Here is a 26,666-nt window from a genome sequence, read left to right on the forward strand (position 1 = left end):
CGAGCCCGTCGCCATGATCCGACCCGCCGCTCTGCTCGCCGCCGGCCTTCTCGCTACGGCGGCCCGCGCCAACGACAGCGCCGCCGAGCTCGATGCCGGCGGCCTCGTCCTGCGGCGCGAGCCCGGGATCGCCCTGGTGAGCGAGGACCTGTCGATCGCCCGCGGCCGGATCGGCGTGTCCTACCTGTTCCGCAATCAGGTTCAGGAGCCGCGCACGGTCCGGATCGCCTTCCCGCTGCCGCCGATCGACGGGCGCGAACTCAGCTTCTCGGCCCTGGCGCTGCCCCGGCCCGACAGCCCGAACTTCGTCGGCTTCACCGTCACGGTGGACGGCAGGCCCCTCGAGCCCGAGCTGGAGGAGCGCGCCTATGTGGGCGAGCGCGAGGTGACGGACCTGCTGCGCCGCCACGGCCTGCTGCTGAACCCGCTGCGCTTCGCGGCGATCAGCGCGGCGGCCGGGCGGATCGGCGCGCCCGAATGGGCCGAGCTGGTCAGGGCCGGCCTGTTCCCCGACGTCGCGGACGCGCCGGACCGGATGACCGAGGGGCTCTGGCGCGGGGAGGCCAAATTCCACTGGCTCCAGACCTTCCCGACGGGGCAGGAGGTCCGCATCGCGCACAGCTACGCGCCGGTGACCGGCTTCCACCTGCTCGACCTCAAGGCGGCGTCCCGCGCGGCCTACCGGGCGACCTACTGCCTGGACGCGGACGCGGCCGGGCTCGCGGCGATCCGGCGCCTGCACGCGAAGGCGGCGGATCCCGGCGGCCACCTGCGGGCGACCGTGGTGCCCTACATCGTCACCACGGCGCGCAACTGGGCCGCGCCGATCGGGCGCTTCACCCTGACGGTCGACAAGGGCAGCCCGGAGGCGGTGGCGAGCTTCTGCCGCACGGATGTCCGGAAGACCGGGCCGACCACGTTCCGCTGGGAGGCCCGGGACTACGTGCCCGACCAGGACCTGCGCGTGCTGATCGTCCAGCCGGACTCGGGGCCCGCGGGGATCCGCTAGACCCCGCCGCCGGGCGGGCCAGACGCGAAGGGCCGGACCTCGCGGCCCGGCCCCCGATACGGACCCGCCGCGCGGCGGGTCGCTGGTGCTCACTCGTTACTTGGCGGCGGGGGCCGGGGCCGCGCCGGCGGCCGGGGCGGCGCCCTGCTGCTGCTCGAGCTTCTTGCGCATGTCCTCGGAGCGCTTCTCCAGCTCGGCCTGTAGCTTCTTCTGCTGCTCCTCGAGCACCTTCGGGTCGATGGCCGGGCCGTCGAAGGCCTTGCCGAAGCCGGCCAGCGGCACCGCGAAGGTGACCTCGCGCTGGGTCTGGTTCTGGACCGAGACGTTGAGGGTCGTGCCCTTCTTCATCGCGGCGATCACGCCGGCATCGACGCCGCCGGCCTCCGCGAAGCAGCCGTTCGGGAAGCAGACCGCGAAGCGGCCGGCGGTCGCCGCCTGGCCGTCGACGTTGAAGCGGATGCCCGGCTGCAGCAGCAGGCCCAGCGGCAGCAGGTAGCGCACCACGCGCACCTCCTGCTTCTGGGCGGGGTTCTTCATCTCGTAGACCGCCACGGCCAACACCGGCTGGCCCTGGTCGGACACGAAGTCGCGGGTCGTGTAGCAGATGTCGGTGCCCGAGCCCTGGTCCTTGCCGCAGACCTTGGTCCAGTCGGCCTGGCTCGGCTCGGACTTCACCGCGACGATCTGCGGGCCCGTCTGGGCGGCCGGGGTGTTGGCCGCCGGGGTACCCGGGGCGGTCGGCGCCGGCGCGGCCGGGGCGGGCGCGGCGGGCTTCTTCGGCTGCGCCAGGGCCGGCGCGGCCGCGAGGCCGAGGCCCGCGAGGCCGAGGAGAGCGGCGCGGGCGAGCGTCGCGGTGCGGGTGAAGGACATCGGCTCTGACCCCTTGGAAGAGACGTGGTGTGGCTGGCAGGATGCGGAGCCGGCCTGGCGGCAGGTCCGCCGGAGCGACCGGCCGCCCGCCGCGTTGGCGCACCGCCCGGAGCTCCGGATGAATCGGTCCGGCCATCGGGCGGGACGGGCGCCCGTCTGCGCGCATCCCTCACCCCGGCGACCGGGCGGCCTGCCTTTCCCCTCGAATGAGGCGAAGGCATGACACCGCGGCCTTGGGGCTGTCGGAACCGTCCTGGCCGCGCCCGGCCCCCGATAGGCCCCCGCCCGCCCGGCCGCAAGCGCGACGTTGCGCGGCCGCGAGGCACGAGCGCGTGATCGGACCGCGCCGCCGGCCGCCGCCGGCCGCCCTCCTGCGGCGCCCGGCGGCGCGGCCCTCTTAGTGGTCGGTTAACCCTGTGGGGCCGAGATGATAGGAGTTCTGCAGGATCGGCGGGGGCAGCGGGTTTGAGCGCGTTGGCGGTGGCGGAGTGGGCGGTCGACGCCGCACCGGACGCGTCCGCGCGATCCGAGAACGGGCCCGGCGGGCTGTTCGGCGGCCCGTGCGACGGTCTCGCGACCCGCCTGTTCGCCGCCGCCCTGACGGGCCCGCAGCGCACGGTCCTGCGTGATTCGGGGGACCGGGTCGCGTGGTGCGGGCGCCCGAACATCACCTGGACCTACGCGGCCGCCGCCGAGATCGTCGGGCGGCTCGCCCGCGGGATCGGCGCGTGGCGGCTCCCGGCCGGCAGCCGGATCGGGCTGTGGTATTCGGGGGGCGCCGAATCGGCCCTCGCCCACCTCGCCGTCGAGGCGGCGGGCCACCTGCCCTGCGCGATGCCGGCCCTCTGGGACGACGCGGAGCTCTCCGCCGGGATCGAGGCGGCGGGCCTCGTGGCCGTGTTGACGGAGGGCCGCCGCGGCGCGCGCCGGCCCGCGGAGGACCTCACCCGCGCGGCCATGCGCCATTTCGGCCTGCGCTACCTCGCGGCCTTCGGCCCGAGCGTGCCGGACGGCGTGATCAGCCTCGACGCGATGGCCCTGGAGCGGGGCGTGGTCGATCCCGCGCCGAGTCGCGGCCTCGTCACCTTCGCGGGCGGCGATCCCGGCCGGCCGGTCTACCGCACCGCCGCGGCGCTGGCGGCGGCGGTCGCCGCCCATCTCGACGCGCTGCCCCTGACCGCGGACGAGCGGGTCCTGACGCTCCTGCCCGGCCACGACCTGCGCGGCCTCGTGACCGGCCTGGGCACCGCCCTGGCGGCCGGTGCCGGCCTGGAGACCGTGCTGCCCTTCGACGAGGCCGGGTTCCGCGCCGCCCTGCTGCGGCCGGTGCCGACCCGGCTGGTGGTCCCGGCGCGGGTCGAATCGGCCCTCGCCGCCCTGCCCCTGCCCTGGACCGTCCGGGTCCTCGACGTGGTCCACCGCGCGCCCGCCCGGCTGATTCCGCGGAGCGCCGGGCCCGCGGGCCCGCAGCGCCTCGATTCCCTGGTCCTGGGCGAGGTGCTGGTGCTCACCCGCCCCGGCCCGGACGACCTCGTTGCGACCCTGGCCGAGCCCGAGCAGGCCTTCCTGCCCCGCGATCTCCTGGACCTCGCCGGCGGCGCCGACGGCGCCCTCGCCTGCCGGGGGGCGGCCTGCGCGGCGGCCCCTCTTACCCGCGGCGAGACCCCGGCGACCGAGCCCCTGGCGTGGCGGAGCACGGGCTTCCGGCCGCTCCGCGCGGGCGGGCGCGCGGACGGGACGGTCGCGGCGATCGCCGCCGCCCCCGTCCCGTCCGCCTGAACGGCGGGCGATCGCCGGTTCATCCGGCACTCAGGCGGCGCGGATAATCTCGCATCTGCACACGAACCGACGGATCCGATCCGCCTGTTCGCGGGTTCTGCATCGGATTGTCGTGACGGCTATCTTTCCAAGCCGTCCCGGATGGAGTACCGCTCAAGCTTATGGGTGCGCTGCAACAAGTGCTCGTGGTCGACGACGGTGTCCGCGCCGTGGACCGGTCCCTCTCGGGCGAGCTGGCCAGCCTCGGATACGCGAGCGTGACCGCCTCGATGGAGGCGGCGGACGACGTTCTGACCGTGATCGCCCGCCCGGCCGCCGTGCTGCTCCAGGCGCCCACCCGCCGGGATCCTGCCTACGCCCGCCGCGCCGCCCGCCTCCGCGGCCAACTACGCGAGCGCGGCATCCCGGTGATCCTCATCGGTGATTCGGGCGAGGCCCGCGCCGGCGGCCCGGTCGATCTCGCGACCCGCCTCGGCGCCTACGTGGCCGCCCAGCCGGATCTCTGAGGCCCGTCTCGGCCTCCGACGCGCGCGGACGGTCGCCCCACCTCGCTCCACCTGGCCCGGGACACGCGGACGGACCCGCCGGCGCTCCTAGAGGGCGCCCTCCGGCGACCGAGCGCCGTCCGAACGGCCCCCCTTCGTCGCCTCCGCTGGCGCTCCCGCGCCCCGGGCCGGGGCAGCGTATCCGTGCGCCGTTGCCCGGGGAGCCTGCAGCCGAACCGGTCCGTGCCGAGAGGGGCGCGGGTTCCGTCTCCCGTCGGGAGAGGGGGCAGGGCGCGGCGGCCTCGGCCGGAGATGCCCCTCGTCCAGGCGGCCGCAAGACGATCGGGAGCGGTCCTAGCGCGCCGCGCGCATCAGCTCCGGCGCGCCGATCCGGGGCAGCACGCCCTCCCGCATCACCAGGCGCCGCAGCGGTCCGAGCTGCGTCATCGCCAGCAGGCCGAGGCCGCGCAGCGCGTCCACCGGCAGCAGGTCGCTGAGCAGGCTGCGGTTGAGGAGATCGACCGCGGCGGTGCGCGCCGCCGTGTCGACGCGGCGCGCCCGCGCGTAGCCGTCGAGCACGGCGCGCGACCCGGGATCGCGGCGGTCGCGGGCGGCGGCCAGCACCGCGTCGCGCAGGGTCGCGGCGTCGCGCAGGCCGAGATTGAGCCCCTGCGCGCCGATCGGCGGGAAGACGTGGGCCGCCTCCCCGATCAGCGCGAGCCGCGGGGCTACCGGGGTCGCCACCGCGAGGCCGCGCATCGGCACGAGACCCCGGGGGCCATCGACCCGCATGGCGCCGAGCATCGCCCGGGCCTGTCGCTCCACCGCCTGTCCCAGCGCCGCGTCGTCGAGGGCGGCGAGCCGCCGGGCCGCCCCCTCCCCGGTCACCCAGACGAGGCTGGACCGGTGGCCGCCCGGCAGCGGCACCAGGGTGAAGGGTCCCGACCGGGTGTGGAACTCCGTGGAGACGTCGCGGTGCGGGCGCGCGTGGGCCAGGATCGTGGTGATGGCGCTCTGCGGGTAGGTCCAGTCGCGCACGCGGACGCCGCTGGCGGCCCGCAGCGGCGAGCGCGCCCCGTCGGCTCCCACCACGAGCCGGGCCTCGACGGCGCTCCCGTCCGCCAGCGCGACGCGCGCCGCCGTCTCGCCGGGCACGGCGCCGGCGGCGTCCGCCTCGACCAGGGTGAGGTTGTCCTGCGCCCGGGCGCGGGCGCGCAGGCTCTCCACCAGGCGGGCGCTCTCGACGTTCCAGCCGAAGGCGTCGAGGCCGATCTCGGCGGCGCGGAACTGCGCCGGCGGCGGCCGGAACAGGCTGCCGGTGTCGTCGACGATCTGCAGCGTGCAGAGCGGGCTCGCGTGCGGCGCCACCGCCTCCCAGGCGCCGAGCGCCTCCAGGAAGCGCACCGACCCGTCGAGGAGCGCGACGGTCCGCCCGTCCGCGACTGGGGCGTGGCGCCCGACCAGCGCCGTGGGGATCCCGTCGCGCGCGATCGCCAGCGCGGCGGCGAGGCCGGCTGCCCCGGCTCCGACCACCGCGACCGCGAACGGCGCGCCGGCTTCTTCGACCCTGGTTCCCTCGGACATGCTGCCCCGCACGATCTCCGCTCGTTCCCGTGCCGACCCGACCACGCTCGCCCGACCACGCTCGCCGGAGGCCCGGGACAGGGCCGTCGCGTCGCGTCCGCGCGGCACGTGCCCGTATCTGAGCTTTCGGGTATGTCTGCCAAGCCCGCTCCGCGCAGGCCACAGCGCCGCATCCCGGAGGCGCGTCGCCGCGCCCGCTACGACCGGCTGATCGCCGCCGGTCTGTTCCCGGCGCGCGGCCGGATCTGCGACGCGGGCTACGACAGCGCGGTCGATCTGTTCCGGGCCGGCGGCCGGCTCAGCGCAGGAACGCCGCCAACTCCGAGAGAACCGCGTCCGGCCGCTCCTCCTGGAGGGTGTGGCCGCAATCCAGCGCCCGGCCCGAGACGTCGGTCGCCTTCTCGCGCCACGTCTCCAGCACGTCGTAGGTCCGGCCGACCACGCCCTTCGCGCCCCAGAGCGCCAGCAGCGGCGCGGTGATCCGGGCCTCGGCATCGGCCGCGTCGTGCTCCAGGTCGATCCCGGCGGCGGCCCGGTAATCCTCGCAGATCGCGTGGCGGCAGGCCGGGTCGGCGTAGCAGCGCAGGTACTCGGCGAAGAGTTCCGGCGGGGTCGAGCCGGGGGTCTTGGACTGGCCGTCGACGTGGTGGCGCAGGAAATATTCCGGATCGGCCCCGATCAGCGTCTCCGGCAGGGGATGGGGCTGGATGAAGAAGAACCACCAGAAATAGCGGGTGGCGAAATCCTTGTCGGTGCGCGCGTACATGGTCGCGGTGGGCGCGATGTCGAACACGGCGATCCGCTCCACCGCCCGGCTGTGGTCGAGGGCGAGGCGGTGGGCGACGCGGCCGCCGCGGTCATGCCCGACGACGGCGAAGCGTTCGTGCCCGAGCGCCCGCATCAGGGCCGCCGCGTCCGCCGCCATGGCGCGCTTGGCGTAGTTGGCGTGGCGCTCGCCCCCGGGGGGCTTCGACGAATCGCCGTAGCCGCGCAGGTCCATCGCCACCACGGCGTGCCGCTCCGCGAGGCGCGGCGCGACGTGGAGCCACGTCGACAGGGTCTGGGGATGGCCGTGCAGCAGCAGCACCGGCGGCCCGGATCCGGCCGAGCGGGCGTTGATCGTCACGCCGGGCGCGGTCTCGATCCGGTGCCGGTCGAATCCCGGCAGGAAGTCGCGGGCCATGGCATCGGTCTCCGGGTTCGGTCTCCATCCTGCCGCACTGGCGCGCCGGGATGCACCGGATGATAAGGCGCCTCCGGCACCATGTCCGCCGAACCGCCATGACAGATGCACGCCCGACTCAGGACCCGGCCTTGAAGGATTCCGACGCGGCCGAGGCGGCGGAGGCCGCCCCCGCGCCTGCCGTCGCCCCGACTCTGCGGCCGAGCATCCTCGATCCGCTCTTCGCGCCGGCCCGCGCCCTGCCGGGGATCGGGCCGAAGATGGCGCCGCTCATCGAGAGGCTGCTCGGGACCCCCGAGCGCGAGGCCCGGGTCGTGGACCTGCTGTTCCACCTGCCCCAGGGCGGCGTGGCGCGGAAGCTGATGGGCTCGATCAGCGAGGCCCCCACCGGCGAGCCGGTGACGATCGGCGTCACCGTGGTGGCGCACCGCCCGGCCCAGGTCGGCGCCGGCCGGCGCCCGCACCGGGTGCTGGTGGAGGATGCCTCCGGCGACATCTCGCTGGTCTTCTTCGGCATGCCCCGCGCCCGGGTGGAGAAGATGCTGCCGCTCGGGGCGCACCGCTACATCACCGGCCGGATCGACCTCTGGGACGGCACCCGCCAGATGGTCCACCCGTCCCGGATCGTGGACGAGGCGGGGCTCGCCGAGCTGCCCGCCGTCGAGCCGGTCTACGGTGCCACCGAGGGGCTGACGTCCCGGGCGATCAACAAGCTCGCGGTGGTGGCCCTCGACCGGCTGCCGATCCTGCCGGAATGGCAGGACCCGGCCTGGCTGGAGCGGAACCGCCTGCCGGCCTTCGCGGACGCGCTCCGCCTCGAGCACCGCCCCGAGGAGGCGCCCCCGAAGGCCGAGGACCCCCTCCAGCCGCCGCCCGCGACGCCGTCCCGGAAGCGGCTGGCCTACGACGAGCTCCTCGCCTCGCAGTTGGCGCTCGCCCTGCTGCGCGCCCGCCAGCGGCGCAAGGCCGGCCGCGTCAATGCCGGCGACGGGGCCCTGAGCGCCCGCCTCCAGGCCGCCCTCCCCTTCGCGCTGACCGGCGCCCAGGCCCGGGCGGTCGCGGAGATCCGCGCCGACCTCGCGGCGCCCCGGCGGATGCTGCGCCTGCTCCAGGGCGATGTCGGCTCGGGCAAGACCGCGGTGGCCTTGCTCGCCATGGCCTCGGCGGTCGAGGCCGGGCGTCAGGCCGCCCTGATGGCGCCCACCGAGATCCTGGCCCGCCAGCACTTCGAGCGGCTGAAACCGCTGGCCGGTCCCCTGCGCCTGCGCCTGATGACCGGCCGCGACCGGGCCGCGGAGCGCAAGAGCACGCTCGCCGACCTCGCCGCGGGCGAGATCGACATCCTGGTCGGCACCCACGCCCTGTTCCAGGAGGCCGTGGCGTTCCGCGACCTCGGCCTCGCGGTCGTCGACGAGCAGCACCGGTTCGGCGTCCACCAGCGCCTGGCGCTCGGCGCCAAGGGCGAGGCGGTGGACTTCCTGGTCATGACCGCCACGCCGATTCCCCGCACCCTGGCGCTGACCTTCTTCGGCGACATGGACGTCTCGATCCTCGACGAGAAGCCCGCCGGCCGGCAGCCGATCCGCACGATCACGCTGCCGACTGAGCGGATCGACGAGGTCGTGGCCGGCCTCGCCCGGGCGATCGCCGGCGGCGAGCGGGTCTACTGGATCTGCCCCCTGGTGGAGGAATCGGAGTTCGTCGACCTCGCCGCCGCGGCCGAGCGCTTCGACGACCTGCGGAAGCACTTCGGCGACGCGGTCGGGCTGATCCACGGCAAGATGCCGGGGCCCGAGAAGGATGCCGCCATGGCCCGGTTCGCCGCCGGAGAGACCAAGCTCCTGGTCTCGACCACGGTGGTGGAGGTCGGGGTCGACGTGCCCGAAGCCACCATCATGGTGATCGAGCACGCGGAGCGGTTCGGGCTGGCGCAGCTGCACCAGCTCCGCGGCCGGGTCGGGCGCGGCTCGAAGGCCTCCTCGTGCCTGCTGCTCTACCGGGGCCCCCTCGGGCAGGTGTCCCGGGCCCGGCTGGAGATGATGCGCGCGAGCGAGGACGGCTTCCGCATCGCCGAGGCCGACCTGAAGCTGCGCGGCGAGGGCGAGGTGCTCGGCACCCGGCAATCCGGCCTGGCGGCGTTCCGGCTGGCGCGGCTGGAGAGCGACGCCGCCCTGCTGGAGGCGGCCCGCGACGACGCGCGGCTGATCGTGGAGCGCGATCCCGGCCTCAGGAGCCCGCGGGGGCAGGCCCTGCGGGTGCTGCTCTACCTGTTCGAGCGGGAGGCCGCGATCCGGCTGATCGGGGCCGGATGAACGGCTTCCTGAACGGTTTCGTTCAGGAAAGCCCGGCCTTCCTGAACGGCCGGATCCGGAATCGTCGCCGCGCGACCGGATCCGTACTCCGATGCGGCAATGTCACAGGCGTTCCGAAAAGACGAGCTTTTTCAGACGCTTGGCGAGATCGCGCCGAAGCTTGGCGGCGCTCGGCGGGCGGTCCGGGAGGCGCCGGACAGGCCTCGTGACCTTGCATCAGCCATATTCTTCCCTTAACTGGAGATGAACGAATGGCCCGGTAAGCCGGGACATCACGGACGAATCTGGAGGACGGACATGTCGAACGGACTGTTCCAAGGCCTGCCGGGCTCCCACGAGATGGCCGGTGCCCACGCCCTGCCGACCGAGCCCTGGCTCCTGCCGATCTCGGATCGCGCCGCCGAGGCGGCGGGCAAGACCGCGGACGAGCTGCAGGCCGCCGTGCGCCGGGCGTCCCGGCCCTTCTGGCTGGCCGCCAACGGGCTCTGCATCGCCCTCGGGCTGGCCCTCACCCTGCAATGCGCGTCCGGCTGGGGCCCGACGGCGCCCCGCAGCGCCGTGACGGTCGCGCAGGCGACGCCGCCGACCATCGCGCCGCAGACGGCCTCGCTGCAGCGCTGAAGCCGCTCAGGCAGCCTGAACATCCGGGGCCGTCCCGCGCGAGCGGGGCGGCCCTTTCTCGTGGTCGGTCTCCGCTGCCGGGCGGCCGGCCGCGCGTCGCGAGCGACGATGGAGCGCTCCGAGCCCGGCCCTCAGGCGTCCTGCGGCTCCCGCCGGGGCACCGGACCGCCGGCCTGCTGGGCCGTCCGAAGGGTGGCCGCCATGGCGTTGAGGCGGCCCTGCGGGTCCTCCGGCTGGATCACCCCGGCCGACATCACCAGCTTGGCGGCGTCGTCGACGCTGATGGCGAGTTCCACCACCTCCGCGCGCGGCAGGTAGAAGAAGAAGCCCGTCGTCGGATTGGGCGCGCAGGGCAGGAAGACGCCGACGAGGTCGTCCGCCGGCGCCCCCCGGGCCCGCAGCGCCCCCTCGACCTCGTGAGCCGCCGGGGCGGACAGGAACACCACCGACCACGTGCCCTTCACGGGGAACTCCACGAGCCCCACCGTGCGGAACGAGGTGCCGTTGGCCGAGAACAGCGTCTCGAAGATCTGCCGCAGGCCCTTGTAGAGGCCGGAGATCACGGGAGTCCGCGCCAGCAGCACCTCGCCGAACTCGATCACCGAGCGTCCGACGAGGTTCGCCGTGAGGAAGCCCAGCAGCGTCACCGCCAGGAACGCGATCACGAGGCCGAGGCCCGGGATCGAGAACGGCAGGTAATGGTCCGGCAGGTAGCTCGCCGGCACCAGCGGCTTCACGAACGAGTCGATCAGCGCGATGAACCACCACGTGATGTAGGCGGTGATGGCCAGCGGGCCGGCGACGATGATGCCGGTGAGGAAATAGGTGCGCAGCCGGCCGCGCGCGCTGACCCGCGTCTTCGGGGCGCCGCCGCCCGCCGCGGCGGCGTCGGGCTCGGGAACCTGGATCGGCGGGGGAATCGGCGCCACGGGTGCCCTCTCGGCCGCGCCACGGGCGGCGATGACGCTGCGGGGGCCGTCCCCCGCTGGCAGAGAGGTAGCGGTTGCGCTTGTCCGCCTCAAGGGCGGCCCGGACGGCCTCAGGCGCCCGGGCCGGGCGGCCGGGCGGCCGGGGCCGGCATCGCGTCCCGGGGAATCACGGCGCCGCGATGTCCGATCACCGCCCCGGCCAGGCGGTGCGCCTCGGCGGCGGCGGCTTCCGGCGCCAGCCCGGCGATGCGCGCCGCGAGGTAGCCCGCCGCGAAGCTGTCGCCCGCCGCCGTCGTGTCGACGACCCGCGCGGCGCGCCCGGCCGGCACGGCGGTGTCGGCCGGGCCGTGCAGCACCCGGGCGACGGGGCCTGATGCGCCCGAGGTCTTGAGCACGATCTCGGCCCGGCCGCGGTGGCGCAGCACCTCGTCCTCGCCCGCCGCGCCGAAGAGCCAGTCCAGGTCCTCCGCCGAGGCGAAGATCACGTCGGCCAGAGCCAGGGCCGCGCGGAAGGCCGCCCAGGCCTCGTCCCGGTCGGGCCAGCCGCGGGGGCGGTAATTGGTGTCGAAGGCGACCCGGCCGCCCCGGTCCCGCAGGCGCGCCAGGGTCTCGAACAGGGCGGCGCGCCCGGTCTCGCCGTAGAGCGAGAGGCTGATGCCCGACAGGTAGACGAGGTCGTAGCGCTCCAGCTCCGCCTCCGTCTCGGCGGCGCCCGGCTCGGTGAAGAGGTCGCGGGCCGCGGCTCGGTCGCGCCAGTAGTGGAAGCTGCGCTCGCCGTCGGCATCCGTGCGGATGATGTAGAGGCCCGGCATCCGGCCCTGCAGGCGCCGGACCCGCTCGAGGCCGATGCCCTCGCGGCCCCAGGCCGCCGCCATCTCGTCGCTCCAGATGTCGTCGCCGAGCGCCGTCACGTAATCCACCGCGACGCCGAGGCGCGCGAGATAGAGCGCGGTGTTCAGCGTGTCGCCGCCGAAGCCCCGGACCAGATTCCCGTCCGGGCGTTCGGACAGTTCGACCATGCACTCGCCGATGCAGGCGACCCTCATGCGGTTCCTCCCGGTGCGCGACCCCGTCTCCCCGCATTGTTCGGACCGACCTGTCAATCGTCCACAGGCCCCGGTCTCGCCGGTCCTGTCGCGCGCCCGGCTTCCGGAGCTCGACGATCTGCGAACCGCGCGCCCGCCCGCCCGATCGATGTTCATAGCTTATTTCCGCTGTGTTCTGGAATTAAATACCGCAATTCGACAATTCGTTTAAGTATTTATGTCAATAATCCGCCATGCAAATCGTATTGAATTCTCAAATTTTAGAAATTTACAAGTTAGCCGCCTCCTGCGGCGCGTTTCTCGGAGATAGATTCAAAGCCGGAACGGAAAATCACACTTCAGAAACACCATGTAGCCGAGAACGGCCGCCGCGAGAACGGTCGTGGCCGACCCGGAGACCGTCGCGTTGCTGTCATGGCGGTGCGTGCCGAACGCGCCGCGGGGCGGGGCCGGTCGAGGATCTCAGGAGCTTCGGTCCACAGCGCGGCAGCGGCAGATTCGCGGACTCGGCAACAGATCGCGCCGGCGCGTACGTCCTCGAAAGATGTCGTGCGGCTAGCTCACGTCCGATCGACGAGGATCTGGACTTGATCGTAAGAGATTTCGGCTGAATTTTGAATTTTTATGCTGGAAAAATTCTCATGGCCGAGTGGCGGAAACGGTGATACGGTTCGATCGGTGCCGAGATGTTCCACACTGCTTTAAGCGCCCTGACTTTCTCGTCGGGAGAGTTCCTGACTCTCACGGAAAGCCGAGGCGTGAGCGGTGCCTGGAGCTGGATCTTCGCGGGCGAGGAGCAGGTCTGGTCGCCCGGGTTCTACCGGCTGCTCGGGCTCGTTCCGAACGCCGCGAAGGCGCGCTACGACCTGTTGCTGAGCCTGATCCATCCGGAGGACCGGCACCTGATGCCGGCGCTGGCCGACATCCGGCAGGGGCACGTCCCGCGCGAGGTCATCGTCCGGGTGATCCGGACGAACGGCACGGTGCGCACCCTCTCGCTGACGATGGAGGTGCGCGTCTCGGCGGAAGGGCGGCCCGTCGCCCTCAACGGCACGGCGCTCGACGTGAGCGACCGCGAGCAGCTGGCGCGTCTGCGGCAGGAGGAGCGCCGCCGGCAGAGCGCGCTCTACCTCACCGAGCATATCGCGACCTTCTCGATGGGGCTCGACCGGGTCCGGGACATCCCGTTCGCCGTGGCCCAGGTCCACGGGCTCCCGCTGGAGGAGATCTGCGCCGAGCCGTATCTCCTGATCGTTCCGGAGGAGCGCGAGGCCTTCCGGGCGGCGGCCGAGGAGCAGATCGAGCGGCGGGCGTTCTTCCAGGGAGCGGCCCACGAGCGCCTCGCCAACGGCGAGCTCTGGCACTTCCGGATCCTCACGATGCCGGTCTGGGATCCGGACGGGACCTATCTGGGCCGCTGCGGGCTCAAGTACCCCGTCCGCAACCACGCGCCGCCCCTGGTCGGCCTGCACGAGGGGCTGGCGCATTCCGTGACCGGTCACCACCTGCGGGCCGCGCGGGCTCTCCTCGACTGGTCGATGATGGATCTCGCCCAGGCCAGCGGCCTGTCGCATTCGACGGTGCGGCGTCTGGAAGAGGACAGCGAGCATCGGGGAAGCCGGTCCCGCCTGCACGCGGTCGAGGCGCTGCGCCGGGCGGGCGTCCGCTTCATTCCCATGGACGACGGGACCGTGGCGGTCGCCCGGGTCTGAGCGGCCCGCGCGGCCGACGGGCGCTTCGCGGGATCCGCCCTGCCCTGCCGGGCCAAGGACGGTCTCCGCGCTGGCCCGGAGGGACCCCCACTTCCGGCGCGGAGACCGGGACCGGCGGATCGGGTGATCCGCCGTCGGGCATCCCGCGCCCGCGTCGCGCGGCGGCCCGGACGGGGCCGCCGATCCAGGGCGGTGCGGGCCGGCCCGGCTTCCTCAGGCCGCCTTGTGGCCGAGCTGGATCGCCTTGGCGATCTCCGAACGCTTGGCGGCGTAGCCCGGTGCCACCATCGGGTAGTCGGCCGGCAGGCCGTACTTCGCCCGGTACCGCTCCGGCGTGAGGCCGTGCGCGGTGAGGTGGCGCTTCAGAGTCTTGTAGGACCGGCCGTCGATGAAGCTGATCAGGCCGTCCTGCTGGATCGAGGCCTCGATCTGCGCCGCCGTCGGGCCGGTCCAGCCCGGACCGGATCCCGAACCGCCGCCCTGCAGGACCGATATCGCCGTGTGCACTTGGTCGATCAGAACCGGCAGGTCTCCCACGCCCACCGCATTCCGGGACACGTAGGCCGCAACCAGTGATGCCGTGCACTTGATCAGGTCTGTGTTCGGGTCCGAGGTCTTTTCGTTCAAATCGATGGTGTTCATGGATCCCCCAGTACCGAGAGTCGAGGCATGGAAAACGGTGCATCGATAAAGCTGGAGACTTGATCAGCTGTTACCGCCCAAGCATGCACCAAACTGCTTCGAGTCTGCCAACATTGGCGCGTAACTATACAAAAACTGACTATTTTGTCTACGGTTTATCTTAGGATGTTCTTTGAACATTTTCTGTTCTTGTGTGGCAACATGAGGTTGCTGCGCGCGCGGCCTGTCGCAAACTCTGCGCAGTTTCGGCATCCGGTCCGGCAGGCTGTCGGCGATGACTTCGAACGGCCGCACGATGACAGGCTGCAGGGGCGCGAATCAGGGGCGGAGACAGGGACCGATCACCGATGTGGCCCCGTTACGGGTCGATGGGGTCGCGGTCCTGCCGACCTTCGGTCGGGCGGCGCGCGGCGGGATTCCGGGCCCCGTCGCGGTTATCCGCGGGCGCTGGCGCCCGGAGCAGGCCGCGATTAACAAAGTTCTCAGGCAAGGCGTGGATCGTGCGCCCCGGGCGCTTCGCGAAACGCTCGCGTGTCGGGAGCCTCTCTCCGGCCGTGACGGCACGGCGGCATCCGTGCGAGAGGCTCGTCGACGCGCGCTTTCGAGGGCGACCCCTATGTCCGGACCCTGTGCGACCTCAATCCCGCGCGCGCTCTCCGCGCTCGAAGCGCCCGGACCGGGCGCCGCGGACGCGGTCGGCGGCCGGATGGCGCCCCTCTGGATGCTGCTCGTCGGCCGGGCCGCGGTCCGCCGCCACTGGCACCTGATCGTCGCCACCGGCCTGCTGTGGTCGTTGCTCGGCCTCCTGGTGGTGGTCGATTCCCTCGACGGCGCGCTCCACGTCCCGGACCGGTGGTTCGGCCTGATCCTCCTGGCCGAGGGCGTGAGCGCCCTCGTCGTCGGCGCGTCCGCGGTCGGCGCCGCGCGCCGCCTGCGCCTCGCCAAGGGCGCGCTGCTGTCGGTCATGGCCGTGCTGATCATGATGGCCACGCGGCACAGCACCTTCCTGCTCGCCATGATCTTCGGCGTCGCCTTCGTGGTCGACGGCCTCGTCCGGATCACGATCGCCGGCCTGCTGAAATTCGCCGGCTGGCGGATGTCGGTCGCCCTGGGCGGCCTCAGCATCGCCTTCGGCCTGTTCCATCTCCAGCCCTGGCCGACCTGGTACGCCGGCACGGTCGGCTACTGCATCGGCATGTTCCTGATCCTGAACGGCGCCAACCTCGCGCTGGTCGGGCTGCGCACCCGGCGCCTGGGCACCGCCGAGCCGGCCGCCGCCGCGACCGGCGCCGGCGCGACCGAGCCCGGCAGCCTGACGGTCTATGTCTGGACGCCCACCGGGCAGGCGACCACCCCGGCCGGCCAGCGGCTGATCCGGCGCTACGTCGCCTCCGTCGACAAGGCCGGGCGGTTCTCCACCGGCCACGCGGCCCTGCAGCAGGGCGACGACCTCTACGTCAGCCACTACCCCGCCGTGGAGATCGACCGCTCCCCCGCCAACCTGCGCTCGAGCCTGCGCGCGGGCCCGGAGAACGACGTGCCCGGGCGCTTCCTGCCCTCGCACGCCGCGGAGGTGGCGGATTGGTGCCCGGCCACGGTGGCGGTGACGCTGAACGGCATCGACGCCGCCCGGCTGCGGGCGTTCTGGGCGCAGTACAGCCGCGACACCACCTACAACTTCATCAGCCGCAACTGCTCGACCACGGTGGCGCGGGCGCTGGACATCGCCGTGGAGGGCGCGTTCAGCCGCGGCGGCCATCCCTGGCGGCAGCTCGCGGCGGCGCTGACCACGCCGGAATTCTGGGCCGCGGCCTTCCTGCGCAACGGGGCGCGGTCCATGACCTGGACCCCGGGTCTCGTCCTCGACTACACGCGGGCGCTGAGCGCCCTCGTGGATCCGGCCTCGCCGGTGCCGTCGATCGCCTGGAAGCGGGTCGGCTGGCGGCTCCTGCGCAACTGGCGGGCGCGGGACCTCGCGTCCCTGAGCCCGATCGCCCGGCGATCCTCCGTGCCGGGGGCCGGTCCGACAGAGGCCTGAGCGCGGCCCGGTCGGGACTCGGGCCGCGGCCCCCGCCGCTCACGGGTCCTTCACGGGTCCTTCACGGCTCCTTCACGGGTCCTTCACGGCTCCTTCACGGGTCCTTGCGGGCGGCGGCGGGGCGACCGGCGGCGAGATCGCCCGCGATGGCCTGCATCACCGCCAGCGTGTCGACCTCGTCCTGCTCGGCGCCGTGGTCGCTGAGCTTCACGATCACCGTGCCGGTCGCGCGATTGACGTAGATGTACTGGCCGTAGACGCCGATCGCCGAGATGTCGTCGTCCTCGCCCCCCGGCGCGTGCCACCACTGGGCCGAGTACTGCCAGCCGTCGACGTCGCGCCGGGCCGGGGTCATGATCCGCTCGATCCAGCGGCCCGGGATGATGCGGTGTTCGCCCGACCGGCCCTGGTCGGCCACCAGCAGGCCGAGGCGGGCGAAGTCGCGGGCCGTCGCGTTGATGCAGCAGAACGCCTTCTCGATGCCGCCGGGCCGGTCGAGGTTCCAGGTGGCGTCGGCCTGGGCGCCCATCGGCTTCCAGATCCGCTCCGAGAGGATGTCGGCCAGCGGCTTGCCCTCGACCCGGGCGAGGATCAGGCCGAGCAGCTCGGTGTCGATGCTGCGGTAGCGGCCCTTGGTGCCGGGCTTGAAGGCCAGGTGGGCGTTGTCGCGCACGAAGGCCGTGAGGTCGCGCGTCAGGTACATCCCGGCGGTGCCGGTCAGGGGGTGCCGGGGATCGTAGTTCTCCGGCACCGCGATCCCGCTCGCCATGTCGAGGAGGTTGCGCACGGTGATCTGACCGAATACCGCGCCGTTCCGCAACTCGGGCAGGAGCGTGGAGACCCGGTCGGCCTCGGCGAGCTGGCCCCGTGCCACCGCGGCGCCGACCAGCAGCGAGACGACGGACTTCGCCACCGACCACGAGGGAAACAGCGTCTCCGGTCCGGTGCCCGCGCGCTGCCATTCGTGGATCAGGACGCCGTCCTGCAGCACCAGGAACGCGTTGGTGTGGGTCGCGCCCAGCACCGTCATCAGCGGGACCGTCTTCCCCTTCCAGGGGACGCGGTCGAGGATCGGGCGCGGCCGCACCGGCAGGTCGCTCGCCCGGGCCGGGGCCTGGACGATCCGGCTCGGGAACCACGTGCCCACCGACGACGGCTCGATGACCGCGAGCGCCGCCAGGGTGACGGGGTCGGGGACGTTGATCAGCGCGGCGGCGGTCCAGGCGCAGCCGACGACGGCCGCGCCGCCCGCTGCCGTGATCGCGCCCCAGCGGCGGCCCCGGCGTGTGCGGGCCGGGGAATCCGGGATCGCCATGGACGCGGTCATGCTGGGTCTGTGTCGCTCTGGATCGTCGCGGTCGCGCGGCCGGCCCCGGGGCGGGACGGCGCGCGGTCACCATGATCAGGAGGCATTAACGAAAGCCCCAACCGGCCCTGGCACGGGGCCGGCCGGTCGCCGGCGCGGCGGCGGAGGGCCGGTTCGGAAATGTTCACGGATCTGTGGCCTTGTCTCCGGCGGCCGCCGACGTCCCGCGGCCGTTTCGACGCGGATCCGGGCCGGCCCGGCGCCGCCCCGTCCGCTCGGGCGTCCGACGCGAACCTGGTTCTACACGCCGCGACCGCCCGACTCACCCAGCCCGCGCAGCCCGAAAGTCCGCCGTGCCATGAATCCGTACCTGATCCTCGGGCTCGCCATCGGCGCGGAGGTGACCGCCACCCTGGCGCTCAAGGCCGCCGAGGGCCTCACCCGCCCCGGGCCGACGGTGATCGTGGCCCTCGGATACGGCACCGCCCTGTGGCTGATGTCGACCAGCATGGACATGCTGCCGATCGGTGTCGTCTACGCGATCTGGTCGGGGATCGGCATGATCGGCGCGGCGGTCGGCGGCGCGTGGCTGTACGGTGAGGCGATCAACCCGACGATGCTGGTGGGCATCGGGGTGATCGCCGTGGGCGTGACCATCCTGGCCGCCGGCCAGGGCCAGCACTGAGGCTCCGGGTCGGTCCCGAAACGGGACACTCTCGCCACATCCTCGCCGCGAACGTGCCGTCAAGCTTGGCCTTCGTCCGGTCGGATCGGAACACCGCCCGGCGGGTCAGGCTGGAGGAGCACGGAGCGCGGATGCATGCAGGGTAGCGAGAGGACGAAGGTCGGTCCTGCACTGATCGTTCTGGCGGCGGCCGGGGGCCTGGGGGCCTGCAACACCGCCTCGCCGGTGCTCACGACGGGATCGATCCCCGACCGCAAGCCGCCGATGGTCGTCAGCGACGCCGAGCGCGATTGTCTCGGCCGCGCCATGTACTTCGAGTCGAACCGGAGCGACAGCGACGGGCTGGTCGCCGTCGGCACCGTGGTCATGAACCGGCTCGAGAACGCGATCTTCCCGGGCGGCATCTGCGCGGTGGTCGGGCAGCCGGGACAGTTCGCGCCGGGCGTCCTCACCAAGCCGATGCAGGAGAAGGATCTCCAGAAGGTCGCCGACGCCGCCGACGCCGTCCTGGCCGGCGAGCGGCACCCGAAGGTCGGGAAGGCGATGTTCTTCCACACCGCGGGCCACCACTTCCCCTACACGAACATGCACTACGTGGCCGTCGCCGGCGGCAACGCCTTCTACGAGAAGCGCGACAGGCGGACGGCCAAGCTGGAGAAGCAGGACAAGCCCGCGCAGCAGGACAAGCCGGCCACGCCCGCCCTTCCCGCGACCGCCCTGACCTTCGCGGCCGTACCCGCGCCGCCGGCCGCGAGCCCTTGATCGCGGCGGCCCGCGTCGCTCGCCGCGTCGCGGGATCCCGGCGGCGAGCGCCGGTCAGCCGGCCGCGGCATCCTCGGCGCGGCCCGCCCGCAGGGTTCGGGCCTCCTGCCGGGCGGCGGCCAGCACCCGCTGCCGGCTCACCGGCTCCCGCAGCGCAGCCCACAGACGGAGCAGCTCCAGCGTCGGCAGCGCGTCGCATTCCGGGGACGCGTCCCCGGATGTGTCCCCGGATGCGTCCCCGCACCCGGTGAAGAAGATCTCGACCGGGCGCCCCAGGGCCTCGGCCAGTCTCCCCAGCAGCGCGTCGGCCTGGACGGTCGGGATCATGGAGAATCCTGTTTCTGCGCGGACGGTCGAACCGGATCCTTACCTTTAAGTTGTATGCTCGGCATTCAACCAGGTTACTGCACCGCCATGTCCGACGACGACGGTTTTGACCGCATGGTGGAGGCGACCATCCTGGCCCATCAACTCGTGGCCGCGCACGGCACGGCGACGATGAAGCTCCTGTCCCGGTTGCTGCTCATGGACATCGGTACGGAGATCGCGGCGCGGCGCGACGCCGACCCGGCCGCCAACGACAATCCGGACGTCCGGGAGGATTAGAACCCGCTTCGCCGGCGTTCCGGTGGGACCGGGTCCCGACGGTTGAACCGGCCTGATCCGTAATCCTTCGGGCGGTGCAATGGAGCGGGCGGCAAATCTGTTGATCGGCCCATCGATCCGATCCGGCGGCATTTACAACGATGGATAACGGCCTAGCTTCTGGGTAGAAACTACCCACGAATCACGGATCCATCGCCGATGATCGCCAAACGGGTAGCACTCGCTGGTGCGCTCCTCCTGCTGAGCATCACGCCCTCGGTCTCCCAGCTGCGCCGTCCGATGACGTGTACGGTGGAGGCGTCGACCGGTCTCGATGCCGCCGCACCCGAAGGGGCGACACCGCAGCCCCACAAGGCCCGGACATTCTCGCTGGTCTCCAGCGGCGGCCTGCTGACCGTGATCTCGGCCGGACGTTCCGACTACTACGAGTGCCAGACGGCCTCGCCGCGGCTGAACGAGCGCACCCCGCGCAACGCGATCAAGTGTCAGAACGGCGTCTACTTCCTGCTGATCGATCTCAACAAGATGAACTTCGTCGAGGCGCAGCTCAATCCCGAGGACCGCAACGACGTCAAGGTCAGTTACGGGAATTGCCGGACCCTGTAGGGGCGTCGCCGGCGACCTAGTCCATGTGGATCAGGACGTAGGCGGCGGCGGCAACGGCCGTGAGGGTGAGGACGACCAGCAGCACCGTTTTCCCGGGCGGTCCCTCCGGTGGGTCTGAGGCGTCGGACATGCGGCTCCTCCAGGCCGGTCAGCGGACGGGGACGGCCGTCCCCGTCCGCTGACCGGCCGGTGACGGGGCCTGTGCCGAAAGGCCCCGGTCCTCCGGTTGGTTCCCTGGCCCCGCCCCGGTCCGCATTCTGCGCCCGGCCTGGACGATCACCGGCAGAAATGCGCCGCGGCCGGCGTCCACTGGCCGAAACCCGTCGCGACCATGTTCGCCACGACCCGGCAGATGTAGATCTTCTGCGCCGCGTTGTTGTGCGGGCCGGCATGATAGCGCGCCACGGCCATCGTCCAGCTGCCCTCCCGCTGCTTCAGATCCCGGAGGAATTGCGTCGCGTAGTCCACGTTCGCGCGCGGGTCGATCATGGCCTCGACCGAGGCGAACTTGCCGCCGTGATAGTGGTGGTTGATCTGCATGCAGCCGAGATCGATCAGGCGCGCGCCCCGGCGGCGCGCCGCGGTGAAGTGGGCGAGCACGTCCTGGGGCCCGGTCGCGAAATAGGCCGCCCCTTCGATGTTCATGGCGTAGGGCTGGAGGGAGCCGCGCTTGCCGGTCTCCGTGAGGCCGACAGCGTAGAGCACGCCGAGGGGCACGCCGTAACGGGCCGAGGCACGGCCCATCTCGGCCTCGCACACGTTCCCGGCGACCGGGGCGGCGCTACAGATAAACGCCGCCGTCGCGAGGACGTACCGTCTCATCCGTCCGCTCCCCGTCGCGTCTGCTGATCGCCGGCCGCTGCTCCGCCCGCTGCCGCTCTGCCTGCCGCTGCCCGTCCTCGCCGTGGCCCGGCCGGGCACCGCCGTCGGTGAAGGCGGGTTGGCCCTGTGACGACGATCCGCCTGCGGAAGACCCGGCATCGGTCGGGCGAACCGGCCCGACGGTGATCTCGGCCCGGTAATGGGCCTGCTTGAGCAGTTCGGCGAGGATCGCCGAATCCCGATGCAGCATCGCCGCCGTCTCGGGACGCGAGGCGCGCAGATGGGTCTCGAGCTGACCGTCGGTGAGCCGCAATTCCACCGTGACGATCCCGAGGTTCTCCGGCCGAAGCTGGATCTTGAGAACCCGCAGCGGCCCGTCCGGAGCCGCGGGGATCGCCGGATCGGCGCTGACGCGGCCCTCCGGCCCGGCCGCGGCCGCGCGCTCGATCTCCTCCTTGATGGCCGCCGCGATCGTGGGCAGGGCGGCGGCGGGTTGGCCCGGATCGGACCCGGACCCGTTGCCCGCGCCCTGGACGGGGCCGCTCGGTGGCCCCTGGCGGCCGGTCGAGGCGAGGAGAATCCCGGCGATGCCGGAGCGGGGACGGTTGTCCTCGCGCGCCGCGGGGTCCCCCGGCCCATCGATCCCCGTCGCGGCGGTGCGGGTCACCGCATCGCCGCGACGGGGATCGGGATCGGCCTTGAGGGCCGCGATCGCCTTCGGCGCCGCGGCGGCGACCTTGTCGGCCAGCGCGATCCGCGCCGTCCGGGGCGCGGCGGCGGCCGGCTCCGCCGATCCGGGGCGGCCGGGGTGAAGCTGCGCGTCCGCCGCGGCCGGTAACGGGACCGTTGCCGGGGCCGGGGCCGCGGGGGCGCGCCGGACGGCACCGGGGAGGACGGGCCTGAAGTGAACCGCCCGGTCGAGCACCTCGACCTTCGGGGGGCTGCCCTGGAGGAGGCTGCCCGGGCCGGCCGCCTGGCCGTTCCCCACCCGGGTGAACTCCGGGACCGCGTCGGGGTCCGCGGGAGATGCGGCGGATGGGGCCGGTCCCGGGGCATCGGTCCCAGGTCCCGGGGGAGCGTCCGGAGCGGTCGACAGGACGGCGGTGCTCAGGATCTCGGCGAGCACCGCGGCGGCGGTGCCGGGATCGACCGGAGGCTGCGGCGTCCCGGGTGATGCCCCTGCCTCGGCCCTCGAGTCCTCCCCGGTCGCGCCGTCCGGTTCGCCCGCCTCGCCCGGCTCGCCCGCGTCGGTCTCGGCGCGGGACCCGGTCGCACGCCCCGAGGCGGCGCGCATTACCAGATCGAAGGCGCTCTGCGTCCCCGGATCCGGGAGGGTCTGAAGGGCGCCCGCCGGATACGGGGACGGTGCGACGTCCCGGTCGGGTCTGGGAGCGGGTTTCTGGACCGCGGCGGAGATCGTGTTCACGGGGTCGCCTTGCTGAGCATCAGATCGATCCGGTCGATCGTGGCCTGCGCCTTCGGGATCAGGCTCGCGGGCCCGTCGGCGGGATCCCGCGCGGCCCGCGCCGGCTTCGAAAGGCTGTCGGCCTCCGGCAGGCCGGACCGGCCGGCGAGCCCGCGTCCGATCGCCCCGGCCGTCGACAGGGCCGTCTCGAGGAGGAGCTGGTCGCGGGCCGTGAGCTTGGCCCTGTCCAGGGACCGCAGCGTTCGCAGACCGGACTGGAACGTCGCCAGGTTCACGATCTCGGCGGCCGCCCGGTAGAGCTGGCCCTGGGTCGCCTCCGCGCTTCCGGGGGCGCAGAGTGCGAGAGCCTTCTCGCTGGCGCGAAGCGCCGCGGCCGTCTTGCCGGCCTGGATCGCCGTCTGGGCGACCAGGAGATACAGGTCGCGCCGGCTCTCGGGCCGGAGTTCGCTCAGGATCCTGTTGAGGGTCCCGAAGCGCCCCTCGTCGTGGCCGATATCGAACTGCGTCAACTGATAGGCCAGTCGCTGCCGGAAATTGCCCGCGTAGACCGAGTGCGGGAAGCGGCGCAGGTACTGGATCGCCAGCGCCTCGAACGTCTTCAGGTCGCCGATCTGACCGAGGGTGAAGATCTCGCGGCGCAGGGCGCCCTCCTCGGCCAGGGTTCCCGGCAGCAGCACCCGGACGCGATCGAGCAGGCCGATCGCCCGGGCCGGCTGGTCGGTCACGGCGAGCGACGCCTGCGTCAGGCCGACGGCGCCCGCCAGCGTCGGCGGCAGATCCGTCGTGTCGACATCCTGGAGCAGGCGCCTCGCCTCGGCCTCCCGTCCCTCGAGATAGGCGAGCGCGCCGCGCGCGAGCGTCGCTTCGGGCTCACCGAGGCCGTCCCGCGCCGTCAGCCGTCGCAGGACCGCCGGACCGCCGCCGCTCAGGGCGAACGTGATCGCGGACCGGAGATTGTTCCGGCGGCCCCAGATCTCGGGCGGGGCGGCCAGGAGATCCGCGTTGATGCGGGCGATCAGGAGCGGCTGGCTCTCGTGGGCGGCCAGGGAGCCGGCGGCGACCCGGTCCTGCAGCAACTGGAGCGTCCGCACCCACTGCACCGGATCGCCGGTCAGCGCCCGCGGCTCTGCGGCCGGGCCGGCCGGGGGGCCGGGCTCCGGCTCCGCGGCGACGGGGCCGGCTGACCCCGCGATGAGCAGGCCGAGTGCGGCCGCGACGATCCGGCCGATCCGGGAAACGCTCATCCTGGAGATCCCTGCAGGAGGATCTCGATCCGGCGGTTCTCCGGAGCCTTCGGATCCGCGGCGTTGCGCGGCATCCGGTCCGCGGCGCCCTCGACGCGCCAGATCCGCGCTTCGTCGATCCCGGCCCGGGTGAGCATGTACGACGCTTGATGTCATCCCCCTCAGAACAACCGAGTACCGAGTCCGGACAGGGAGGCGGTCACAGCGAGAGCCTGTTCACGCGGATCGAGGCCCAGGCCGAAGGGCAGCGGGTGCACGACGAGCGCCTGGGCAGCGGCCGGAACCTCGACTCGATCCTGCGGATCCCGGTCCTGATGCAGGTGGTCCTCGGCTCGGCCACGATGCCGGTCTCCAACCTGATGAAGCTGGGACGCGGCGCGATCGTACCCCTGGATCACCGCGTCGGCGAACCGGTCGACGTCGTGGTCAACGGCCGCGTCATCGCCCGCGGCGAGGTCGTCGTCGTCGAGGATGACAACTCGCGCTTCGGCGTCTCCCTGACCGAGATCGTCGGCCCCGCTGCGGCCGATGCCAACGGCTGACGGGGCGGACACCATGGCCGCAGGCTCCGTGACCAAGGTTGGTCGGAAGGTTCTCACGCCCGCCGAGGAAGTCGCGGCCGTCCTCATCGCGATGAACAAGGGCTCGGCGAGTCGACTGGTCAAGTACTTCGACACCGGTGAGCTGAAGCAGATCACCCGGGCGGTCTCGCAGCTCGGGCCCGTCCCGAGGCCGCAGCTCGAGGTCATCGTCGAGCAGCTGGCCGCGTTCTTCGCCGACGGTGCGAACCTGATCGGCACCGCCCGAGAGATGGAGAAGCTGCTCGAGGGCGTGCTGCCCCCCGAGCAGATCGCCGACATCATGGCCGACGTGCTCGGCAGCGGGGAGCGCTCGATCTGGGACCGCATCTCCAACGGATCCGAGACCGCCCTGGCGGGCTACCTGATCAAGGAGCACCCTCAGACCGCGGCGCTGGTGCTGTCCAAGGTCAAGCCGGCCTGCGCCGCCAAGGTGATGGCGCAGCTGCCGGCCCCGCTGCGCAACGGCATCATGCGGCGGATGCTGACGTTCAAGCCGATCGTCGACGCGACCATGAAGATGATCGAGCAGACGATCCACGAGGACTTCATGATCAACCTGGCGCGCAATGCCGCGGCGGATACCCATTCGCGCATGGCCGACATCGTCAACAAGATGGAGCGCCAGAGCATGGAGGAGGTCCTGGACAACCTCACGCAGACGCGGCCGAAATCGGCCGAGATCCTGAAGAGCCTGCTCTTCACCTTCGACGACATCATCCACATGACGCCGCGGGCGCGGACGACGCTGTTCGACCAAGTCCCGCACGAGAAGGTCATCCTCGCCCTGAAGGGCACGAACGGGCCGTTGCGGAACGTCGTGCTCAGCGCGCTGACCGCCCGCGCCCGGCGCCTCGTCGAGCACGAGCTGGAGGGGGGCGAGCCTGCCCCGCAGCGGGACGTGCTCGACGCGCGTCGCGCGATCACCGACCAGGCGCTGGAGATGGCGGCGCGCGGCGAGATCGAACTCACCCCGGCCGACTCGGATGAGACCTACTTCCGCTAGCGCCGTCCCCGGTCGAGGACGGCTCCGAGGTTCCGGTCCGACGGACACGTCCCGCCGGGCCGGTCGGCGCGGTGCCGTGGGCGGCCGGAGATCGGGCCGCCGCGATGTCTGAGGACAGGGAGAGCAAGACCGAGGCGGCGAGCGAGAAGAAGATCAGCGACGCGATCGCGGAGGGCAACACGCCGTTCTCGCGGGAAGCGCCCGTCTTCGCCTCCATCCTGGGATTGCTGATCTTCCTCGTCTTCTTGGCGCGGGATCAGGGGCTGCCTTTCGTCCAGAGGCTCGCGCTGATCCTGGAGCAGCCGCGCAACTTCAGCGTGGAGACGCGCCACGACGCGATGCGCCTCGTCCACGCCCTCGCCCTGGAGATGGGCCGGTTCCTGCTGCCGGTCCTGATCATCCTCCTCGCGGCCGGCATCACCGCCTCGATCTTCCAGAATGCACCGCGCGTCGTGATCGATCGCATTCAGCCGAAATGGTCCCGCATCTCCCCCGTCACCGGCTGGAATCGGCTCTTCAGTCTGCAGGGATTCATCGAGTTCGGGAAAAGTCTGTTCAAGTTCTTCGCGATCGGCGGCATGTCCTACATGGTCCTGCACGCGGACCGCCACGAGATCGTCAATGTCATGTTCGTGGATCCAGTCGGGTTGCCCGAATTCCTGCTGACCCTGTCGGTGCGCCTCGTCTCGGCCGTCAGCGTCGCGACGATCGCGCTGGTCGCCGGCGACCTGGTCTGGACCCGCCTGCGCTGGCAGCGCGATCTGCGGATGTCGCGGCAGGAGGTGAAGGACGAGTTCAAGCAGCTCGAGGGCGATCCGCTCGTGAAGGCGAAGATGCGCTCGCTGGCGCAGGACCGGCTGCGCAAGCAGATGATGGCGGCGGTGCCCCGCGCCACGATGATCCTGGCGAACCCGACGCACTACGCGATCGCGCTGCGCTACGACCAGAGCGAGAACGATGCCCCGATGGTGCTGGCCAAGGGGGCGGACCTGATCGCCCTGCGCATCCGCGAGATCGCCGAGAAGCACCGGATCGAGGTCGTCGTCGACAAGGCGCTCACCCGGGCGATGTACGACCATGTCGAGATCAACCAGGCGATCCCGGCGGAATTCTACCGGGCGGTGGCGAACCTGCTGGTCTACGTGATGACGCGCAAACGCCGCTGACCGGCGTGGCGGTGTCGGCACGTCGTCGACGGGTCGGGCCCGTCCCGGCCGGCAGGGGCTGCGGACCTCGGCGGGCCTGCGCGACAGGGCTGCGGAGCAGAGGCCGGACGCGGCGGAAGGGCGACGCGCCGGACACGATGCCGCTCCACGCGCAGATCCGCTGCGCGGGATTGCGGAGTTCGCAGGCCGTCGACTGGCTCGCCGGGCCGCCGGGGCGCAGGCCTCAGCGATCCCGCCGGGGCGGATCCC

The 26,666-nt window shown here is 72.6% G+C and carries 26 protein-coding genes; 14 read left to right on the forward strand and 12 right to left on the reverse strand.

Features of this window, described 5'->3' with window-relative positions; translation table 11 throughout:
• Positions 1-13: 13 nt before the first annotated feature.
• Positions 14-1,009 carry a DUF4424 domain-containing protein gene (locus tag J3A75_RS12875; RefSeq protein WP_209650273.1) on the forward strand — a complete coding sequence of 332 codons (996 nt, stop codon included), beginning with the start codon at positions 14-16 and terminating at the stop codon, positions 1,007-1,009.
• A gap of 96 nt (positions 1,010-1,105) precedes the next feature.
• Here the strand turns inward: J3A75_RS12875 and J3A75_RS12880 are convergent, their stop codons facing one another.
• The gene (locus tag J3A75_RS12880) at positions 1,106-1,879 is read right to left on the reverse strand and encodes an invasion associated locus B family protein (RefSeq protein WP_024830423.1); all 774 of its coding nucleotides are present in this window, start codon (positions 1,877-1,879) and stop codon (positions 1,106-1,108) included.
• 465 nt (positions 1,880-2,344) lie between these two features.
• Here J3A75_RS12880 and J3A75_RS12885 point away from each other — a divergent pair, with 465 nt between their 5' ends.
• Together J3A75_RS12885 and J3A75_RS12890 are read left to right on the forward strand one after the other, a co-directional pair.
• A complete protein-coding gene (locus J3A75_RS12885) occupies positions 2,345-3,658 on the forward strand; it encodes an AMP-binding protein (RefSeq protein ID WP_245364325.1) in 1,314 nt (437 codons plus the stop codon).
• Between the two features lie 161 nt (positions 3,659-3,819).
• Positions 3,820-4,164, forward strand: coding sequence for a hypothetical protein (locus J3A75_RS12890; RefSeq protein WP_012318642.1), 345 nt, complete (start codon positions 3,820-3,822; stop codon positions 4,162-4,164).
• Between the two features lie 333 nt (positions 4,165-4,497).
• Here J3A75_RS12890 and J3A75_RS12895 read toward each other — a convergent pair whose 3' ends face one another.
• Both J3A75_RS12895 and J3A75_RS12900 read right to left on the reverse strand, forming a co-directional pair.
• Positions 4,498-5,727 carry a UbiH/UbiF family hydroxylase gene (locus tag J3A75_RS12895; protein ID WP_209650274.1) on the reverse strand — a complete coding sequence of 410 codons (1,230 nt, stop codon included), beginning with the start codon at positions 5,725-5,727 and terminating at the stop codon, positions 4,498-4,500.
• A gap of 298 nt (positions 5,728-6,025) precedes the next feature.
• A complete protein-coding gene (locus J3A75_RS12900; RefSeq protein ID WP_024830420.1) occupies positions 6,026-6,910 on the reverse strand; it encodes an alpha/beta fold hydrolase in 885 nt (294 codons plus the stop codon).
• A gap of 98 nt (positions 6,911-7,008) precedes the next feature.
• Between J3A75_RS12900 and recG the strand changes: the two genes are divergently transcribed.
• Together recG and J3A75_RS12910 are read left to right on the forward strand one after the other, a co-directional pair.
• Complete coding sequence (gene recG / locus J3A75_RS12905; RefSeq protein WP_024830419.1) at positions 7,009-9,222, forward strand: ATP-dependent DNA helicase RecG; 2,214 nt, start codon at positions 7,009-7,011, stop codon at positions 9,220-9,222.
• A 297-nt stretch (positions 9,223-9,519) separates the two neighbouring features.
• Positions 9,520-9,843 (forward strand): hypothetical protein, encoded by a 324-nt coding sequence (locus J3A75_RS12910; RefSeq protein ID WP_012318646.1) that lies wholly within the window; start codon positions 9,520-9,522, stop codon positions 9,841-9,843.
• 131 nt (positions 9,844-9,974) lie between these two features.
• Here the strand turns inward: J3A75_RS12910 and J3A75_RS12915 are convergent, their stop codons facing one another.
• Both J3A75_RS12915 and J3A75_RS12920 read right to left on the reverse strand, forming a co-directional pair.
• A complete protein-coding gene (locus J3A75_RS12915) occupies positions 9,975-10,772 on the reverse strand; it encodes a DUF502 domain-containing protein (RefSeq protein ID WP_012318647.1) in 798 nt (265 codons plus the stop codon).
• A gap of 110 nt (positions 10,773-10,882) precedes the next feature.
• Positions 10,883-11,818, reverse strand: a complete 936-nt coding sequence (locus tag J3A75_RS12920) for a sugar kinase (RefSeq protein ID WP_012318648.1) — start codon at positions 11,816-11,818, stop codon at positions 10,883-10,885.
• A 758-nt stretch (positions 11,819-12,576) separates the two neighbouring features.
• Here J3A75_RS12920 and J3A75_RS12925 point away from each other — a divergent pair.
• Positions 12,577-13,530: a PAS domain-containing protein gene (locus J3A75_RS12925; protein WP_274852333.1), complete on the forward strand. Its 954-nt coding sequence runs from the start codon at positions 12,577-12,579 to the stop codon at positions 13,528-13,530.
• Between the two features lie 213 nt (positions 13,531-13,743).
• On the opposite strand, the gene J3A75_RS12930 is transcribed toward J3A75_RS12925, so the two are convergent.
• A complete protein-coding gene (locus J3A75_RS12930) occupies positions 13,744-14,172 on the reverse strand; it encodes a MucR family transcriptional regulator (protein ID WP_012318650.1) in 429 nt (142 codons plus the stop codon).
• 616 nt (positions 14,173-14,788) lie between these two features.
• Between J3A75_RS12930 and J3A75_RS12935 the strand changes: the two genes are divergently transcribed.
• The gene (locus J3A75_RS12935) at positions 14,789-16,210 is read left to right on the forward strand and encodes a DUF4105 domain-containing protein (protein WP_012318651.1); all 1,422 of its coding nucleotides are present in this window, start codon (positions 14,789-14,791) and stop codon (positions 16,208-16,210) included.
• A 94-nt stretch (positions 16,211-16,304) separates the two neighbouring features.
• Here J3A75_RS12935 and J3A75_RS12940 read toward each other — a convergent pair whose 3' ends face one another.
• Positions 16,305-17,537 (reverse strand): serine hydrolase domain-containing protein, encoded by a 1,233-nt coding sequence (locus J3A75_RS12940; RefSeq protein WP_070999253.1) that lies wholly within the window; start codon positions 17,535-17,537, stop codon positions 16,305-16,307.
• A gap of 337 nt (positions 17,538-17,874) precedes the next feature.
• On the opposite strand from J3A75_RS12940, the gene J3A75_RS12945 reads away from it, so the two are divergent.
• Both J3A75_RS12945 and J3A75_RS12950 read left to right on the forward strand, forming a co-directional pair.
• The gene (locus J3A75_RS12945; protein ID WP_012318653.1) at positions 17,875-18,201 is read left to right on the forward strand and encodes a DMT family transporter; all 327 of its coding nucleotides are present in this window, start codon (positions 17,875-17,877) and stop codon (positions 18,199-18,201) included.
• Positions 18,202-18,336: 135 nt separating this feature from the next.
• Positions 18,337-18,963: a cell wall hydrolase gene (locus J3A75_RS12950; protein WP_012318654.1), complete on the forward strand. Its 627-nt coding sequence runs from the start codon at positions 18,337-18,339 to the stop codon at positions 18,961-18,963.
• 54 nt (positions 18,964-19,017) lie between these two features.
• Here the strand turns inward: J3A75_RS12950 and J3A75_RS12955 are convergent, their stop codons facing one another.
• Positions 19,018-19,290: a hypothetical protein gene (locus tag J3A75_RS12955; RefSeq protein WP_209650275.1), complete on the reverse strand. Its 273-nt coding sequence runs from the start codon at positions 19,288-19,290 to the stop codon at positions 19,018-19,020.
• A gap of 87 nt (positions 19,291-19,377) precedes the next feature.
• Between J3A75_RS12955 and J3A75_RS12960 the strand changes: the two genes are divergently transcribed.
• A complete protein-coding gene (locus J3A75_RS12960; protein ID WP_012318656.1) occupies positions 19,378-19,569 on the forward strand; it encodes a hypothetical protein in 192 nt (63 codons plus the stop codon).
• Between the two features lie 198 nt (positions 19,570-19,767).
• Positions 19,768-20,175, forward strand: a complete 408-nt coding sequence (locus J3A75_RS12965; RefSeq protein ID WP_012318657.1) for a hypothetical protein — start codon at positions 19,768-19,770, stop codon at positions 20,173-20,175.
• A 276-nt stretch (positions 20,176-20,451) separates the two neighbouring features.
• Here J3A75_RS12965 and J3A75_RS12970 read toward each other — a convergent pair whose 3' ends face one another.
• The 4 genes from J3A75_RS12970 to J3A75_RS12985 are packed head-to-tail and all read right to left on the reverse strand — an operon-like array spanning position 20,452 to position 23,804.
• Positions 20,452-20,997 carry a transglycosylase SLT domain-containing protein gene (locus J3A75_RS12970; RefSeq protein ID WP_012318659.1) on the reverse strand — a complete coding sequence of 182 codons (546 nt, stop codon included), beginning with the start codon at positions 20,995-20,997 and terminating at the stop codon, positions 20,452-20,454.
• Positions 20,957-22,423 (reverse strand): flagellar hook-length control protein FliK, encoded by a 1,467-nt coding sequence (locus J3A75_RS12975; protein ID WP_012318660.1) that lies wholly within the window; start codon positions 22,421-22,423, stop codon positions 20,957-20,959. The genes J3A75_RS12970 and J3A75_RS12975 overlap by 41 nt, the downstream gene beginning before the upstream one ends.
• Positions 22,420-23,667 (reverse strand): chemotaxis protein, encoded by a 1,248-nt coding sequence (locus J3A75_RS12980; RefSeq protein WP_012318661.1) that lies wholly within the window; start codon positions 23,665-23,667, stop codon positions 22,420-22,422. The genes J3A75_RS12975 and J3A75_RS12980 overlap by 4 nt, the downstream gene beginning before the upstream one ends.
• Positions 23,664-23,804 carry a hypothetical protein gene (locus J3A75_RS12985; RefSeq protein WP_164891281.1) on the reverse strand — a complete coding sequence of 47 codons (141 nt, stop codon included), beginning with the start codon at positions 23,802-23,804 and terminating at the stop codon, positions 23,664-23,666. Before J3A75_RS12985 ends, J3A75_RS12980 begins: the two co-directional genes overlap by 4 nt.
• Before the next feature lie 12 nt (positions 23,805-23,816).
• Between J3A75_RS12985 and fliN the strand changes: the two genes are divergently transcribed.
• From fliN to flhB, 3 genes are all read left to right on the forward strand, one after another.
• The gene (gene fliN / locus J3A75_RS12990; RefSeq protein ID WP_012318697.1) at positions 23,817-24,209 is read left to right on the forward strand and encodes a flagellar motor switch protein FliN; all 393 of its coding nucleotides are present in this window, start codon (positions 23,817-23,819) and stop codon (positions 24,207-24,209) included.
• Positions 24,210-24,222: 13 nt separating this feature from the next.
• Positions 24,223-25,251, forward strand: coding sequence for a flagellar motor switch protein FliG (locus tag J3A75_RS12995; RefSeq protein WP_012318698.1), 1,029 nt, complete (start codon positions 24,223-24,225; stop codon positions 25,249-25,251).
• 104 nt (positions 25,252-25,355) lie between these two features.
• Positions 25,356-26,417 carry a flagellar biosynthesis protein FlhB gene (flhB, locus tag J3A75_RS13000; RefSeq protein WP_024830398.1) on the forward strand — a complete coding sequence of 354 codons (1,062 nt, stop codon included), beginning with the start codon at positions 25,356-25,358 and terminating at the stop codon, positions 26,415-26,417.
• Positions 26,418-26,666 lie beyond the last annotated feature (249 nt).

The organism is Methylobacterium sp. PvP105 (assembly GCF_017876975.1).
GTDB lineage: Bacteria > Pseudomonadota > Alphaproteobacteria > Rhizobiales > Beijerinckiaceae > Methylobacterium > Methylobacterium radiotolerans.

Coding starts and splice junctions, on each gene's coding strand:
- J3A75_RS12875 (WP_209650273.1), top strand. CDS start 14: ATGATCCGACCCGCCGCTCTGCTCGCCGCCGGCCTTCTCGCTACGGCG.
- J3A75_RS12880 (WP_024830423.1), bottom strand. CDS start 1,879: ATGTCCTTCACCCGCACCGCGACGCTCGCCCGCGCCGCTCTCCTCGGC.
- J3A75_RS12890 (WP_012318642.1), top strand. CDS start 3,820: ATGGGTGCGCTGCAACAAGTGCTCGTGGTCGACGACGGTGTCCGCGCC.
- J3A75_RS12895 (WP_209650274.1), bottom strand. CDS start 5,727: ATGTCCGAGGGAACCAGGGTCGAAGAAGCCGGCGCGCCGTTCGCGGTC.
- J3A75_RS12900 (WP_024830420.1), bottom strand. CDS start 6,910: ATGGCCCGCGACTTCCTGCCGGGATTCGACCGGCACCGGATCGAGACC.
- recG (WP_024830419.1), top strand. CDS start 7,009: ATGACAGATGCACGCCCGACTCAGGACCCGGCCTTGAAGGATTCCGAC.
- J3A75_RS12910 (WP_012318646.1), top strand. CDS start 9,520: ATGTCGAACGGACTGTTCCAAGGCCTGCCGGGCTCCCACGAGATGGCC.
- J3A75_RS12920 (WP_012318648.1), bottom strand. CDS start 11,818: ATGAGGGTCGCCTGCATCGGCGAGTGCATGGTCGAACTGTCCGAACGC.
- J3A75_RS12930 (WP_012318650.1), bottom strand. CDS start 14,172: ATGAACACCATCGATTTGAACGAAAAGACCTCGGACCCGAACACAGAC.
- J3A75_RS12935 (WP_012318651.1), top strand. CDS start 14,789: ATGTCCGGACCCTGTGCGACCTCAATCCCGCGCGCGCTCTCCGCGCTC.
- J3A75_RS12940 (WP_070999253.1), bottom strand. CDS start 17,537: ATGACCGCGTCCATGGCGATCCCGGATTCCCCGGCCCGCACACGCCGG.
- J3A75_RS12945 (WP_012318653.1), top strand. CDS start 17,875: ATGAATCCGTACCTGATCCTCGGGCTCGCCATCGGCGCGGAGGTGACC.
- J3A75_RS12950 (WP_012318654.1), top strand. CDS start 18,337: ATGCAGGGTAGCGAGAGGACGAAGGTCGGTCCTGCACTGATCGTTCTG.
- J3A75_RS12955 (WP_209650275.1), bottom strand. CDS start 19,290: ATGATCCCGACCGTCCAGGCCGACGCGCTGCTGGGGAGACTGGCCGAG.
- J3A75_RS12960 (WP_012318656.1), top strand. CDS start 19,378: ATGTCCGACGACGACGGTTTTGACCGCATGGTGGAGGCGACCATCCTG.
- J3A75_RS12965 (WP_012318657.1), top strand. CDS start 19,768: ATGATCGCCAAACGGGTAGCACTCGCTGGTGCGCTCCTCCTGCTGAGC.
- J3A75_RS12970 (WP_012318659.1), bottom strand. CDS start 20,997: ATGAGACGGTACGTCCTCGCGACGGCGGCGTTTATCTGTAGCGCCGCC.
- J3A75_RS12980 (WP_012318661.1), bottom strand. CDS start 23,667: ATGAGCGTTTCCCGGATCGGCCGGATCGTCGCGGCCGCACTCGGCCTG.
- J3A75_RS12985 (WP_164891281.1), bottom strand. CDS start 23,804: ATGCTCACCCGGGCCGGGATCGACGAAGCGCGGATCTGGCGCGTCGAG.
- fliN (WP_012318697.1), top strand. CDS start 23,817: ATGTCATCCCCCTCAGAACAACCGAGTACCGAGTCCGGACAGGGAGGC.
- J3A75_RS12995 (WP_012318698.1), top strand. CDS start 24,223: ATGGCCGCAGGCTCCGTGACCAAGGTTGGTCGGAAGGTTCTCACGCCC.
- flhB (WP_024830398.1), top strand. CDS start 25,356: ATGTCTGAGGACAGGGAGAGCAAGACCGAGGCGGCGAGCGAGAAGAAG.